Origin of the sequence: Streptomyces sp. C1-1, assembly GCF_050214755.1 — a bacterium.
Taxonomy (GTDB): domain Bacteria; phylum Actinomycetota; class Actinomycetes; order Streptomycetales; family Streptomycetaceae; genus Streptomyces.
This window is the reverse complement of sequence record NZ_CP189826.1, coordinates 9641115-9654155: the sequence shown is the minus strand read 5'-3', so window position 1 is coordinate 9654155 and position 13041 is coordinate 9641115. Positions and strand designations below refer to the sequence as shown.

Here is a 13041-nt window from a genome sequence, read left to right as displayed (position 1 = left end):
TCGGGGCGGGACGGACGGACCCCGTCACCGGCTGCTCGCGCTGACCGCGATCGCGGGAAGGATGGCGAGGGCGAGGACCCCGCCGGTGAGGGCGAGCACGGGGTAGCCGGTGACGGTCACGACGATGCCGGAGCTCAGACCGCCGGTGGCACCGGCGATGGCGATGGCGACGTCGACCATGCCCTGGGTCCTGGCGCGGGTGGCCAGCGGCACGGCGTTGGTGGTCATCGCGGTGCCGGAGACAAGGCCGAAGTTCCAGCCCAGCCCCAACAGCGCGAGGGCCAGGGCGAGCAGAGCGACGGAGTCCCCAGGCGCGGCCGCGGCCGTGACGCCGGCGGCGAGGAGCGTGACTCCCGACGCTACGGCGACCGCTTTGGAGCCGTGGCGGTCGACGAGTCGGCCGGTCAGCGGTGAGGGCAGGTACATGGCGCCGACGTGGATGGCGATGACGAGGCCGGAGGCGGCGGTGCCATGGCCGTGGTCGTGCATGTGCACGGGAGTCATCGTCATGATCGCGACCATGACGAGCTGGGTGAGGATCATCGTCAGCGCGCCCGGGATCAGCCCTGGCTCGCGAGTATTCGCCGCTTTGGCTTCCGTCGGCTGCTGGAGGTCGAGGCTGCGGGCGAGAAGCAGTGGGTCGGGGCGCAACCGCACGGCGAGGACGAGTGCGGCGAGGGCGTAGGCGACGCCGGCGAGCAGGAACGGCCCGGCCAGGGCGGGGATGCCGAGGTGGTCGGCGAGGTTGCCGGTGGGTGCGGCGAGGTTGGGGCCGACGACTCCGCCGAGGGTGGTGGCGACCAGGACGGTGGAGACGGCACGGGCGCGGTGGGCGGGGGCGGCGAGGTCGGCTCCGGCATAGCGTGCCTGGAGGTTGGTGGCGGTGCCGGCGCCGTAGACGAACAGGGCGATGAACAGCAGGACGGGGCTGTCGGCGACGGCGGCGGCGATGACGCCCGCGCTGCCGACGGCGCCGGCCAGGTATCCCGCGGCGAGGCCTGGTCTGCGGCCGCGCGCTTGCGAGATACGGCCCACCGCGACGGCGGCGAGTGCCGATCCGGCGGTGAACAGGGCGCTGGGCAGGCCCGCGAGGTCGGTGGAGCCGAGCATGTCCTGCGCGAGCAGGGCTCCCACGGTGACGCCGGCCGCGAGTCCCGCCCCGCTGAGGATCTGGCTGCTGACGAGGGCGGCGAGGACGCGGCGCTGTGCCTCGGGCCGCGGGGACATACCGGCGGTGGCGTCCGCGGCGGTGCTTGTCACGGGGGGTGTCTCCCTATGGCTACTGGACGTCTATGACGAGATAGCCGTCGATACGGCGCAGGTGCTCGCTGTCGGGGTCGGGCGGGAGTGCGTGGCCGAGGTTGTCCGCGCGGACTTCGCTGATCCACTGGTCGTGCTGGTACTCGTGGTTGATCAGCGCTGTCAGCAAGTGACCCGCGACGACGGTGAGCTGGGTGGGGGCTCCGACACGGCCGGCGGCGATGTCGCCGATGCGGGCGTGAACGCGTTCGGCGACGGTGTCGCGGAAGGCGGTGAGCCGATCGACGGTGGGCAGGGTGCCGCGGAACTTCTCCGGGTTCGCCGAGTCCATCAGGGCGTCCAGTTCCGGGTCGGGGCTGGGTTCGGCCGCGGTGAGGTTGCGGATCATGAAGTGGGCGACGTGGGCCTGGTGCCCGAGGTGCCAGCCGATGGCGCTGGAGTTCTCGTGCGGGCGCCAGGTCACCTCGTCCGCGGTGAGGTCCTTCCACAGGTCGTCGGTGTAGGCACGGGCACGGTCGTACTCGCGCAGCAACGCGTCTGTCCGGAGCATGGGTTCGCCTCTTTCGTGGTCTGGGTCGCGGTCACCGCTCGCTCGGCGGCGGCGGCGAGGGCGCCCTCGATGTGCCCGGCGTACCGGGTGGCCGTCTCGGTCGAGGCCCAGTGCAGCCTGCCCTCCATTGCGGGCCATTGGTAGTGGGGGTGCCCGAACAGGAAGTGGTCGGTCAGGTGCTGGACCATGGGCGGCGCGGTCCACCGCTCGCCGCTCCAGTCCTGTAGGTGCAGTGTCTCGGTTCGGCGGCGGCAGGACCGAACAGCCTGGTCAGCCGGGCGGTGGCCCACGCCGTCCGCCTGGTGAGCACCCTCGTCGCAGGCATGCTGTCCCGGAACGAACGCCCCTTCCTGCACGTCGCCGAGACGAGCACCTCCGCGATCGCACCTTACGAACGGCTCGGCTTCGAAAGCCGCACGCACGTGACCTTTCGAGGGTTCCGGACGCCGTGAGCCGTGAGGCACCTCCCCGGTGTGGCGATGGGTTGCCGCCCGGAGAGGTGCCGATCAGCAGTACGCCCCCGCGCTGCGGGCCGACACCGCGGCCCGGGCGACGTGGGTGGCTCGGCCCGCGACCTCACCCCACCGACGGACTCGGGGAGACCGTACTGTGCGCCGGTGGGGTGAGGACCACCTGCGGCTGGCCCGCAACCGGCGGGGGCGGGGTCTGGGGTGCGGTGGTCTCCAGGGACAGGGCCTGGTCGAAATCGACCACGCCGGTCTTCTCCACGACCGTGATGTGATCCAGAACCGTGTCGTTCGCCAGATTGGCCAGGGCACGGACCAACGAGTTCCTCGTGGTGGTGCGGACGCTCGCGATCGTGGCGAGCATCTGGCCGTTCGTCGCGCGCAGGATGGTGGCCATGTCGGTGTCGAACTGCTTGCCGCTGTCCCCGTTCAGCCGTGACACGAAGCCCTGCTGCTGCTGCGAGGGCTGGTTCGGGAGCGTGATACCCAACTGACCGGCGGCGTTGCGGCCGGCGGCGTCCAACGCGGCATCCCCGTCGATGAGATGCTCCCCGGCCGTCCTGACCGCCTTCGTCGTGCCCTTCTTCAGCGCCAGCCGGCCGACGGGGTACTCCCACAGCCCGGCCGAGCGCACCTTGACCACGAAATCCCGGTCGGCTTGCGTCATCGGCCCGGTCGCCGGGTGAGCGATGACCAGCTCCGGTTCGCCGTTGACCCTCTGGACTCCGAGCATGCTGGGGTAGAGGAGGGACCCCAGGGTGGTGGCGAGGGCACCACCCACGAACAGAGCTCCCGCCGCTTTCCGTGAAACGAGCACCGTCTCTCCTGCTTCTGATTCGGAACCCGCACGCCCAGGGATACGGATGCCAGCACCACGAAAACCTTTTGGGCTCGTAATGAGTTCGCCAAGACGATGAGGATGCCTGGTCCACCGCCCGAAGGGTGCCGGTGGGCGAGCGAGCCCAGCGTCTTGAGTCCCAACCGCGAGAGAAGAAAGGGCCGTTGGCCCCTATCGACGGACCCAGGCAGGGACTGTTCGGCCCTATCGGAACCGGGGGTCCCAGCCTCGATCATGATGGCGACGGCCGGGAAGGGCTGGGACCATACCCGCACTTCTGGCGCTTCCCGGTTCGTCGGCGTACAGACCGGCCAATCAAACAAGGCATTCAGCGGTCTGGTTGAAGCTTTCGATGGGTTCCCGCCCGGCCTCCGGTGGGCTCCCGTCCGGCTTTTGGTGGATTCCCGCCGGCTGATGTCCGGCTCCAGAAGCTGGTTCAGTGGTGTTCCGCCGTGCCAGAAGCACAGCCGCCTCGTCGGCACGACTCGGCCACGCACTCCTCGAACCCCCCGAACAACAAACAACCTTGGTGGCTCGTGTGCCGACCGGGTCCCGCGTCAGAGGGTGGGACGGACGCCCGGGGTGTGGCCGAAGGTGCGGCGGACAGACCGCTTGAGTGTGCTGCCCGGCGGACGCGGCAGCCCGGCGCCCGGCGTCAGCTCCGCTGTTCCCCGCCGCTGCCGGGTGCCGTGCGTCCTGGGCGCCAACTCGCCTACAGCAGTGGTGAAGAGCCGTCGGGGGAATTGAGCAACGCCAGATGGGCGAGGTCCCGGGGCGGTGGGGTCGACACCGACCACAGCGGTGGCGGAGACCCGTCCGCCACCGCGGCCGGGGCGTCGGTGAGGTTCATGCGCTCGCGCAGGCGGCCGTAGAAGTCCATCGGAGTCAGGCGCACCGCCCGCAGCCGCCGCGGGGCGGCGTAGACACCGATCCAGTCCCCCGGATCCAGGACACCTCGCAACTGCCCGTCGATGCTGACGGCGGCCGGCCCAGAACGTTCCAGCACGCGCAGTCCGATGGGCTCGTCGGGGGCGGTGACAATGGAACGGTTGAAGGTCATGTGCGGGGCGACCGGGGTGAAGACGAGGGCCTGCGCACGGGGTGACACGACAGGGCCGCCGGCCGCGAAGCTGTAGGCGGTCGAGCCGGTCGGGGTGGCCACGAGCAGGGCGTCGGCGGAGTAGGAGGCCAGGAGGCGGCCGGAGACGTAGACGCCGACCGAGACCTGGCGGTCCCTGGCGAGCTTCTCCAGAACGATGTCGTTGAGGGCGGTGACGTCCAGCGGGATGCCCCAATCGGCGTCCACGTCGCAGTCGGGGCGCACTTGGGGCGGCGGCAGGAGTGGACCACGGCCGTACCGCACCCATGGCTCCATGTGCTCCGGCACCTCCAGGCGGCGGGAGGCTCGCAAGGCGAGCAGCATGCGGCTGTCGATCCTGATCCGGTCTTCGCGCACCGCGTCGAGTGCCTCCCGCACGTCGGCGGCCGACACCTCCGTCAGGAACCCCACCCGGCCCAGGTCGACGCCCAGGACCAGGGCGTCGTTCTTCGCGGCCAGCCGGGCACCGCGCAGGAAGGTGCCGTCCCCACCGAGGGTGACGACGAGGTCGGGGTCACCCGCTGCCTCGACCTCCTCGCGGGCGCCGCGCCGCCCGCCGTCGTGCCAGACGTCGATGTCCACGCATCGCACGGCGTGTCCCCCGCACCACGCGCGGACCACGTCGGCCGCCTCCACGGCCTCGGGACGCCCGCCGTGCACGACCAGACCGATCCGGTTCACTGTCACATCCGCCTCCGGGAGATCCCGGTCACCAGGTGGTGGCCACCGTAGGGAGTGTCGCCCAAAGGCGACCGTGGCGGGCGTAGCCACTGGCGCGTTGCGGTAGGCGGTTCGCGCGGCTGCCTTGCAGGGTCGCGGGCTCACGGCCCCGCTCTCGTCGAGGGGGTACGGAATCGAGCGCCCACCCCGACGCGTACACGCCTTCTTTCGGTCGCGGATGTAGCCGCCGTGTCAGCGGGAAGAAGAACCGAATACCCAAGGAGGCTGAAGTGGCAAGCGATCGGATCGGACTGGCTGAGGTGCTGACAGCGGCAGAGGACGCCGCTCCGGTGGGTTCCCTCGATGTCGTGGCACGCGATCTGCGCGACCGGTTCGACGCGCGCTACGTGTCCTTCCTGTTCGTCGACGTCGTGGGACGACGCCTGCTGCGGGTCAGCGACGAGACGGAGACACGGCAGGGGCAGCGCACCGATCAGGTGCCTCTCGTGGGCAGCGGGGTCTACGACGACGTCCTGCGCTCCCAGAAACTGGTGCAGGCGCCCGAGGGAGAGCAGGGACAACGCGTGCTCGCGCCCGTCACCAATCGCGGCGACGCCATCGGCGTACTGGAGCTGTTCCTCGACGAGATCACCGAGGACGTGCTGAACCAGGTGGAAGAGGCTGCGCACGCGCTGGCGTACATCATCGTCACGGACCGCCGCTTCACCGACCTCTACCACTGGGGCAACCGCTTCACCTCCGTCAGTCTGGCCGCGGAGATCCAGCGCCAGCTCCTGCCGTCGGCCCCTTCCTGCGAGGCCGCCCAGTTCGCGCTTGCGGGCGCGCTCGTCCCGGCCTCCGACATCGCCGGTGACACCTACGACTACTCCCTCGATCAGGACACCCTGCACCTGTCCATCACCGACGCCATGGGGCATGACGTCAACGCCTCACTCATGGCCACTCTGCTGGTCAACGCGTCGCGAGGGGCCCGCCGTGCCGGTGCCGATCTGGTCGAACAGGCCCGCCTGACCCACCAAGCCCTCCTCGACCACGGCCGGCGGACTTTCGCCACCGGCCTGTTCCTGCGCATCGCCCTCGACGGCTCCGGCTCTCAGCTCGTCAACGCCGGCCACCCCTGGCCGCTGCGGCTGCGCGACGGCAGAGTCGATGAACTGCGCCTGAGCGTCAATCTGCCGTTCGGTGTCCACGGGCAGGGCCGATACCAGGTGCAGAACCTGGACCTGCGCCCCGGTGACCGTCTGGTCCTCTACACCGACGGAATGCAGGACCGTCAAGCGGCGAAGGTCGACTTGCGCGACCTGCTGCGCTCCACCGCCGACGAGCACCCGCGCGAGGTCGTACGTACCCTGGTCGCCGCGGTCACCGATGCCTGCGACGGGTTCGTGCGGGACGACGCCACCGTCCTGTGCCTGGACTGGCACGGCCCCACTCACGCGGCCCGAAGCGACGACGCCGATCTCTGACCACCTGTACCGACGGTCACCGGATATCGGTCATCGACGCGCCGGCTTCTCCACCAGCTTCGCCAGGTGGTCCAGTGCCATGCGCTGACCCAGTTCGTTGTCCGCGGGCGGAACCGCGTCCGGGACGCCCTCGTGGTGGATGGTGACGCGCGTGCCGCCGCCCGGAGCGTCCACCAGCGTCGTCGTCAGTTTCATCTCGCCCGAGAGTGCGGGATCGGACGTCTCGAACTCGAAGACCTCCACCACCATCTCGTCCGGGACCAGGCGAAGGAAGCGGCCGTGATAGGTGTCGGTGTGCTCCGATGACTTGCCCTTGTCACCAGGGCTAGCGTCATCGGGGCTCGTGTACGTGAGCGAGATTCTGAATGAACCGCCCTCGCGTGCCTCGAATTCATGCACCTCGCTGGTCATGTTGTCGGGCACGCGCCACCGCGCGAGCGCTTCGGGATCGGTGAGCGCGCGGTAGATCGCCGAGCGGGAGGCGTCGAGGTGCCGAGTGAGCCGGGTCTCGTACATATCCGTCACACTACGTGCGAGCACTGACATCCATGCCGACGCTGGGCTACCGAGGGACGGCGACGACACGCAGCCCGCGCGGTGACACCATGCCGACCCGGCTCACCGGACGTCCGGAGCGACTCCCGGTGCCGCGGTGATCCGCGGTAAGCGGTGGCGTCCGACTACCCGGCAGGGGAGGTCTACTGGTAGCAAGGGGTCCCCTCAGATCCGGCGGACCGGCAGTCGGCGTCGGGAACGGGTGCGTGCCTCCGGTGCTGCGGCGAACGAAGGGCGGACACTCAGGCCGAAGGGGCCACCTGCGATCGATCACCCTGGTAGGAAGAGTTGTATGGGCGATCATTTCGGCGCGGCCATCCGGCGGTTCAGGTTACGCGCGGGGCTGACCCAAGAGGCTTTGGCCGAGCGTTCCGGCGTCTCGGTCAGCACCATCCGCGGCATGGAGACCGGCAAACGCTCCAACCCGCAACTCGCCTCGGTACGCCAGCTGACCGCCGCGCTCGACCTACGGCCCACCGAGCAGGAGGAACTGCTGGCCGCAGCGGGTGCGGCCGAGCCCTCGGTGATCCCGGTGCCGCGCCAACTGCCCGCCCCGCCAGTGCCGTTCGTGGGCCGCGACCACGAACTGGAGCGCCTCGACGCCGCCTTGACCTCAGGCTCGGGTGGGGCGACCACTGTGGTCATCTTCGCGCTGGCCGGCGCGGGCGGCGTGGGGAAGTCCTGGCTCGCCCTGCACTGGGCTCACCGAAACGCCCATCGGTTCCCGGACGGGCAACTCTTCGTCGATCTACGGGGTTTCAGCCCCGACAGCGACCCGATGGACCCGTCCGTGGCGATCCGCGGATTCCTGGACGCGCTGGGCGTCGAACCCAGCCGCATCCCCGTCGCCCCGCACGCCCAGACGGCGTTGTTCCGCAGCCTGGTGGCGGACAAACGGATGCTGCTGGTGCTCGACAACGCCGCCGACACCGCCCAGGTCACCCCGCTGCTGCCGGGCGGCGACACGTGCACCGTGCTGGTCAGCAGCCGCAACCGGCTGTCGGGCCTGATCACCGGACACGGCGCCCATCACCTGTCCGTCGGCATACTCACCGACGCCGAGGCCCGCGGACTGCTCACCGCCCGCCTGGGCACCGCACGCGTCGACGCGGAAACGGCTGCGGTGGACGAACTCGTCGGCCTGTGCGGTGGATTCCCGCTGGCGCTCAGCATCATCGCGGGCCGCGCCCACACCGACCCTCACCTGTCCCTGGCCGACCTCGCCGACGAACTGCGCGAGGACGCACTCGACGTACTCGACGACGCGGATCCCGCCGCGAGCCTGCCCGCAGTGCTGTCGTCCTCACACCGCGCGTTGGGTGACGAAGAAGCCGAGGTCTTCGCACTGCTTGCCATCGCCCCCGGGCCGGACATCGGCCTGGCCGCCGCCGGCAGCCTGACCGGCCTCGGCCGGAACCGGACCAGGGTGCAGCTGCGCAGGCTGGAACAGGCATCGCTGATCGGCCAGGACGCCGCAGGCCGCTACCGCATGCACGACCTGATCCGCCGCTACGCCACCACCGTCCACAACCTGGCCGACGGCACGCGCAAGGCAGCACTGCGAAGGGTGCTCGACTTCTACACCCACAGCGCGTACGCCGCCGACCGGCTGTTGGACTCCCACCGCGAGCCCATCGAACTCACTCCTCAGGCACCCGGCTGCCACGCCCAGACACCGACCGACATCCCGGCGGCGATGGACTGGTTCGATGCCGAGCACCACAATCTGCTCGCCGCCCAGGGCGCCGCGGTGGCACTCGCTTCCCACCGCACCGCCTGGCAGCTGGCCTGGACGCTGTACAACTTCCACTACCGGCGAGGACACCGCCACGACCAGCTCGCCGTATGGCAGATCGCGGTCGACTCCGCGGGCCGGCTGGCCGACCCCGGCGCCCAGATCATCACCTACCGGCTCCTCGGTCGCGCTCATGTGGTCCTCGGACATCATGAGAAGGCGATCGAAGCGCTCGACCAGGCGCTCGCCCTGAGCGAGCGGCAGAACGACCGCGCCCTCCAGGCCCAGGCGCACTACACCCTCGCCTCCATCTGGCCGGACGGCCATCGTGCGCTGGAGCACGCCCGGCGCGCTCTGGACCTCTATCAAGGACTCGATCAGCCGATCGCGGAAGCCAACGCGCTCAACGCCGTGGGCTGGTACGCCGCACGCCTCGGCCATTACGACACCGGCCGCGAGCACTGCCGGGCCGCCCTCACCCTCTACCTGCACCACAACGACGTGAACGGCCAAGCGCAAACCCTCGACAGCCTCGGCTACATCGAGCACCACAGCGGCCGCCACCAGCAGGCCATCGAGCACTATCGCCAGGCCATCGACCTGTACCGGGACCTCGACAACACCTACGAAGCCGCCGACACCCTCGACCGGCTCGGCCATCCCCACGCCGCTCTGGGCGAACACGACCAAGCACGCGCGGTGTGGCGCGAAGCGAGGGTGCTGTACCGACGACAAGGGCGTGCGCAGGAGGTCGAACACGTCCAGCGACTCCTGGACGGCCTCGGCGAAACCGGTCACGAGTGAACGGTGCGTGAGCTGTTCGGCCTCTGAGCACGGCGCCACGATGGTGAGCCAGGGCACCGGGTCTTCGACCCGCACCCCACTGCCGGTACCCGTCGGTCGCCTACCACGATCTCGAGTACCGCTGCCGCCCTCGGCCACCCCACTGTCCGCGAATGAGGCCGCATGCTCCGTATCCACTTCACCTCGTACGACCTGCAGAACATCCGGATCTCACGGCGGCCCGATCCCTTGTGGGAACTGATCTGTGCCGCATGCCGGTTGGTCACCCACCAGGGACCGCTCGAGTTCGGAGCGTGGCGTCGTTCCGTCCGTGAACGGCTCGTCGCGGACCCGACGGCCGGTCGCGCCCTTCACACGCTGCGGGCTCTTGTCCCGCCCGTCGGATACATCCCTGATTTCCTGACCCCGTCGGTCCCGGAAGGAGGCCTGTCCGCGGCCCTTGAGGAAGTGTCGAGCACGGCACCCGGTCGACTGCGGCACGAGTTGGGCAGGCTGGCTGCCGCCCGTTCCCTCCCCTCTTGGACCACGACACTCGGCCGACCGGGAGATCGCGGCATGCGATCGCTGGTGAAAGCCCTGGAGGTCTCGGCCAGGACACTGCTGGACACTCGCTGGACTCACGCCCGCAGAGCCGTCCGGGACGACGTCGACACTCGATCCCGCGTTCTGCTCGACAGCGGCGTCGTCGCCCTGCTGGAGAGTCTGCGTCCGCTCGCCCGGTGGAACGCCCCCGTCCTGGAAGTGGAGTATCCGACCCACCGCGACCTGCATTTGGAGGGACGCGGGCTGCGTCTCGTCCCGTCCTACTTCTGCTGGCGCAGGCCCACCGCCCTCGCCGATCCCGCGCTCGGCCCGGTCCTGGTCTACCCGGTCACCACCCGACCGTTCGACTCGATCAACCTCCACGACAACGGACTGGAGCGCCTGCTGGGACGTACCAGGGCCTCGGTCCTCACGGCGGTGGCCCGCGGCGGCCCACGGAGCACGTCAGAGGTGGCGACGGCCGTTGGCGTCGCCCTGCCCAGCGCCAGTTACCAACTCGCGGTCCTCCGTGACGGGGGGCTGGTGGAGAGTCGGCGCGAGGGGCAGTTCGTGCGGCACTCGGTGACGATGCTGGGCCACCGGCTCCTGGACAAAGACGAAGGAGAGTTCCGGTAGACGCGACAGCCGGCCGACGGCACCCCGGCATCGCTCACCTTGGGACACCGCGGAGGTTGCCCCGCTCACGAATTGAGGCCGGTGTCGCGACGGCGATACGGGTTTCACGTCCGAGGGAAGGCGTCCGACCGCGACGAGGAACCGTTGCGGTGACTCCGGCGCGTCGTCCATGCTCAACCGTCCGGCGGTGGCTGTTTCGACGTCCGGCCGCGTCGCCGGGGGGCGAGATGCGCCCAGGCGACACAGCCCGTCGCCGGTGCCCAGGGAGGCCGCACGGCGTTCTGCGACGGTGCTCCTCGGCTGCCTTTCGCCCCGCCCAGGGGTAGCCTGAGGCCACCGAGGGCTCTTCGCGCAGCGCGACAGGCGGTGCCGTTCCCGGCGAGTGACGCAACGGGTAGCCATCCCCGGCTCCCGGGACGGGACCGCACGATGGGATCCAGCCACATCGCGGACGAGGCCATGTCCACGGACGACGACGCCCACACGTACCGCATGCCTCTGCCCCGCCTCGTCCTCGCCCAGCACGTCGGGCACGGCCCGTTGGACGGGGCCTGGTGGCCGCGCTGCGACGTTCTGGAACTCGAACTACCCTCGCTCGTGGCGTTGTTGGAGCCGGAATGGGGCGCGAGTGTGCGCGTGATGGTGGACGCCTCCCAGTGGCCGGAAGCACCCCACACCGTCATGGCACCCGGTCGCGTAATCATCGTGGAGCGGACCGATTCCGCCACCGAGGTCGGCATGATCACCTTGGACTGCGAAACCGTGGGGCACTGGGTGCTTCTGGTCGTTTCGCACGCGGAAGCCGCCGACACGGGAGCCCGGATGTTGGCCGGGGCGGGACAGTAATTCGGAGTTCAAACCACCCGGCCCGCGAAATTATTCCCGGCCCGCGATCGACCACGCCGTGGTACTGTCGAATCAGGTTGCAGTTGTGGTTTGCCAAAAGGGTTCATTTTCCGACGGGTTGATCATCACGGCGACACGGGGTCCGCACCTGGCTGACCCCGGCACCGTTTCCGAAGGAGAATGACATGGTCACCGGCACCGTGAAGTGGTTCAACGCCGAAAAGGGCTTCGGTTTCATCGCGCAGGACGGCGGCGGCGCCGACGTCTTCGCGCACTACTCGAACATCGCCACTCAGGGCTTCCGTGAGCTGCAGGAGGGCCAGAAGGTCTCCTTCGATGTCGCTCAGGGCCAGAAGGGCCCGACCGCCGAAAACATCGTTCCGGCCTGACACCTGCTCTGACGCATTTTTCGCAGCTGGGGCCCGCACCTTGGGGTGCGGGCCCCAGCTCGCTGTATTGCCAGGGGGATTCACCTCCGCTGCTTTCGGCCCGTTATAGCGATTCTCTGCACCGTTCACCGGGCTGCGGGAATTCCTTGATGCGCGCCCGTATCGAGGAAGGTTCCGCATGAACCGAGCTAGCTATTCACGCACTACCCGTACGCACGACCGCTTCGACGGTGTGTCGACGCCAGAACGCACCGGACCCGATCACCGTCCCCAGGGCCGCGCGGCCCAACCCGCCACGTTCAACGGCGAGTCCGCTTCGCCGGAGACCGTCGACCGGGCGCTGCCCGCTGCCGGGTCGTTCGCCGGACTCGCCATGCCGGCGGAACTGCTGGCCGCGCTCCGCCACCGGGGCGTGACCGTGCCCTTCCCCATCCAGGCAGCCACCCTGCCGAACTCCCTGGCAGGCCGCGACGTACTCGGCCGTGGCCGCTCCGGCTCCGGCTCCGGCTCCGGCTCCGGCTCCGGCTCCGGCAAGACGCTCGCCTTCGGTCTGCCGGTGCTCGCCCGAACGGCAGGCCGACGCGCCGAACCGCGGCAGCCACTCGCGCTCGTCCTGGTACCCACCCGCGAGCTCGCCCAGCAGGTCACCGACACGCTCTCCCCGTACGCCCGCGCTGTCCGGCTCCGGCTGTCCACCGTGGTCGCCGGGATGTCGACCGGCACGCAGGCATACGCACTGCGGAACGGCGCGGAGGTCGTCGTCGCGACGCCCGGACGGCTCAAAGAGCTCGTCGACCGAGGTGACTGCCGACTGTGTGACGTGGCCGTCACCGTCCTGGACGAGGCGGACCGGATGGCGGACATGGGGTTCATGCCCCAGGTCACCGCCCTGCTCGACGAAGTTCGCCCCGACGGCCAGCGCCTGCTGTTCTCGGCCACCCCGGACCGCAACGTCGACTTGCTCGTTCAGCGGTACCTGAGCGACCCGGTAATTCACTCCGCCGGCCCCTCGGCGGGCGCCGTCACCACGACGCGGCACGACGTCCTCCGTATGCATGGGACCGACGGCCACCCCGCGTCCAGTGAGATCTCGGCACGGATGGCCGCGTGAGCGTATTCCTGGACACCGAGCCCGCGGTGGGCCGGCTCACCGGGCACCTTCTCGACAAAGGCGACGGCGGTTTGTCCGACGT

Annotated in this window: 10 protein-coding genes and 2 pseudogenes; 7 read left to right on the top strand and 5 right to left on the bottom strand. The window is 69.8% G+C overall.

The features are described 5' to 3' along the window. Nucleotides 1-24 precede the first annotated feature (24 nt). Nucleotides 25-1260, bottom strand: a complete 1236-nt coding sequence (locus tag ACQF4J_RS44120; RefSeq protein ID WP_427168318.1) for an MFS transporter — start codon at nucleotides 1258-1260, stop codon at nucleotides 25-27. Between the two features lie 19 nt (nucleotides 1261-1279). Further along, complete coding sequence (locus ACQF4J_RS44115; RefSeq protein WP_351573735.1) at nucleotides 1280-1810, bottom strand: DinB family protein; 531 nt, start codon at nucleotides 1808-1810, stop codon at nucleotides 1280-1282. 272 nt (nucleotides 1811-2082) lie between these two features. Here ACQF4J_RS44115 and ACQF4J_RS44110 point away from each other — a divergent pair. Then, a pseudogene (locus ACQF4J_RS44110) lies at nucleotides 2083-2262 on the top strand (GNAT family N-acetyltransferase); the annotation flags it as partial. A 124-nt stretch (nucleotides 2263-2386) separates the two neighbouring features. On the opposite strand, the gene ACQF4J_RS44105 reads toward ACQF4J_RS44110, so the two are convergent. Beyond that, the gene (locus tag ACQF4J_RS44105; protein ID WP_351573738.1) at nucleotides 2387-3058 is read right to left on the bottom strand and encodes a DUF4142 domain-containing protein; all 672 of its coding nucleotides are present in this window, start codon (nucleotides 3056-3058) and stop codon (nucleotides 2387-2389) included. Nucleotides 3059-3827: 769 nt separating this feature from the next. Further along, nucleotides 3828-4901, bottom strand: a complete 1074-nt coding sequence (locus tag ACQF4J_RS44100) for an NAD(+)/NADH kinase (RefSeq protein ID WP_351804030.1) — start codon at nucleotides 4899-4901, stop codon at nucleotides 3828-3830. A gap of 263 nt (nucleotides 4902-5164) precedes the next feature. Between ACQF4J_RS44100 and ACQF4J_RS44095 the strand changes: the two genes are divergently transcribed. Then, nucleotides 5165-6361, top strand: coding sequence for a PP2C family protein-serine/threonine phosphatase (locus ACQF4J_RS44095; protein ID WP_351573744.1), 1197 nt, complete (start codon nucleotides 5165-5167; stop codon nucleotides 6359-6361). Nucleotides 6362-6391: 30 nt separating this feature from the next. On the opposite strand, the gene ACQF4J_RS44090 is transcribed toward ACQF4J_RS44095, so the two are convergent. After that, nucleotides 6392-6877, bottom strand: a complete 486-nt coding sequence (locus tag ACQF4J_RS44090; protein ID WP_427168317.1) for an SRPBCC family protein — start codon at nucleotides 6875-6877, stop codon at nucleotides 6392-6394. 331 nt (nucleotides 6878-7208) lie between these two features. On the opposite strand from ACQF4J_RS44090, the gene ACQF4J_RS44085 reads away from it, so the two are divergent. The 5 genes and pseudogenes from ACQF4J_RS44085 to ACQF4J_RS44065 all read left to right on the top strand — a co-directional run. Further along, the gene (locus ACQF4J_RS44085; protein WP_427168316.1) at nucleotides 7209-9455 is read left to right on the top strand and encodes an ATP-binding protein; all 2247 of its coding nucleotides are present in this window, start codon (nucleotides 7209-7211) and stop codon (nucleotides 9453-9455) included. A gap of 555 nt (nucleotides 9456-10010) precedes the next feature. Beyond that, entirely contained in the window at nucleotides 10011-10613 is a 603-nt protein-coding gene (locus ACQF4J_RS44080; protein ID WP_427168315.1) for an ArsR/SmtB family transcription factor, read from the top strand. 429 nt (nucleotides 10614-11042) lie between these two features. Further along, nucleotides 11043-11459, top strand: coding sequence for a DUF5994 family protein (locus ACQF4J_RS44075; protein ID WP_351573756.1), 417 nt, complete (start codon nucleotides 11043-11045; stop codon nucleotides 11457-11459). 185 nt (nucleotides 11460-11644) lie between these two features. After that, entirely contained in the window at nucleotides 11645-11848 is a 204-nt protein-coding gene (locus ACQF4J_RS44070; RefSeq protein WP_351573770.1) for a cold-shock protein, read from the top strand. Between the two features lie 178 nt (nucleotides 11849-12026). Beyond that, nucleotides 12027-13021 (top strand): annotated as a pseudogene (locus ACQF4J_RS44065) (DEAD/DEAH box helicase); the annotation flags it as partial. Nucleotides 13022-13041: the final 20 nt, after the last annotated feature.

What these genes read in the sequence shown, in the direction of transcription:
- ACQF4J_RS44070 (WP_351573770.1), top strand. Translation starts at nt 11,645, where the DNA reads ATGGTCACCGGCACCGTGAAGTGGTTCAACGCCGAAAAGGGCTTCGGT.
- ACQF4J_RS44075 (WP_351573756.1), top strand. Translation starts at nt 11,043, where the DNA reads ATGGGATCCAGCCACATCGCGGACGAGGCCATGTCCACGGACGACGAC.
- ACQF4J_RS44090 (WP_427168317.1), bottom strand. Translation starts at nt 6,877, where the DNA reads ATGTACGAGACCCGGCTCACTCGGCACCTCGACGCCTCCCGCTCGGCG.
- ACQF4J_RS44080 (WP_427168315.1), top strand. Translation starts at nt 10,011, where the DNA reads ATGCGATCGCTGGTGAAAGCCCTGGAGGTCTCGGCCAGGACACTGCTG.
- ACQF4J_RS44085 (WP_427168316.1), top strand. Translation starts at nt 7,209, where the DNA reads ATGGGCGATCATTTCGGCGCGGCCATCCGGCGGTTCAGGTTACGCGCG.
- ACQF4J_RS44115 (WP_351573735.1), bottom strand. Translation starts at nt 1,810, where the DNA reads ATGCTCCGGACAGACGCGTTGCTGCGCGAGTACGACCGTGCCCGTGCC.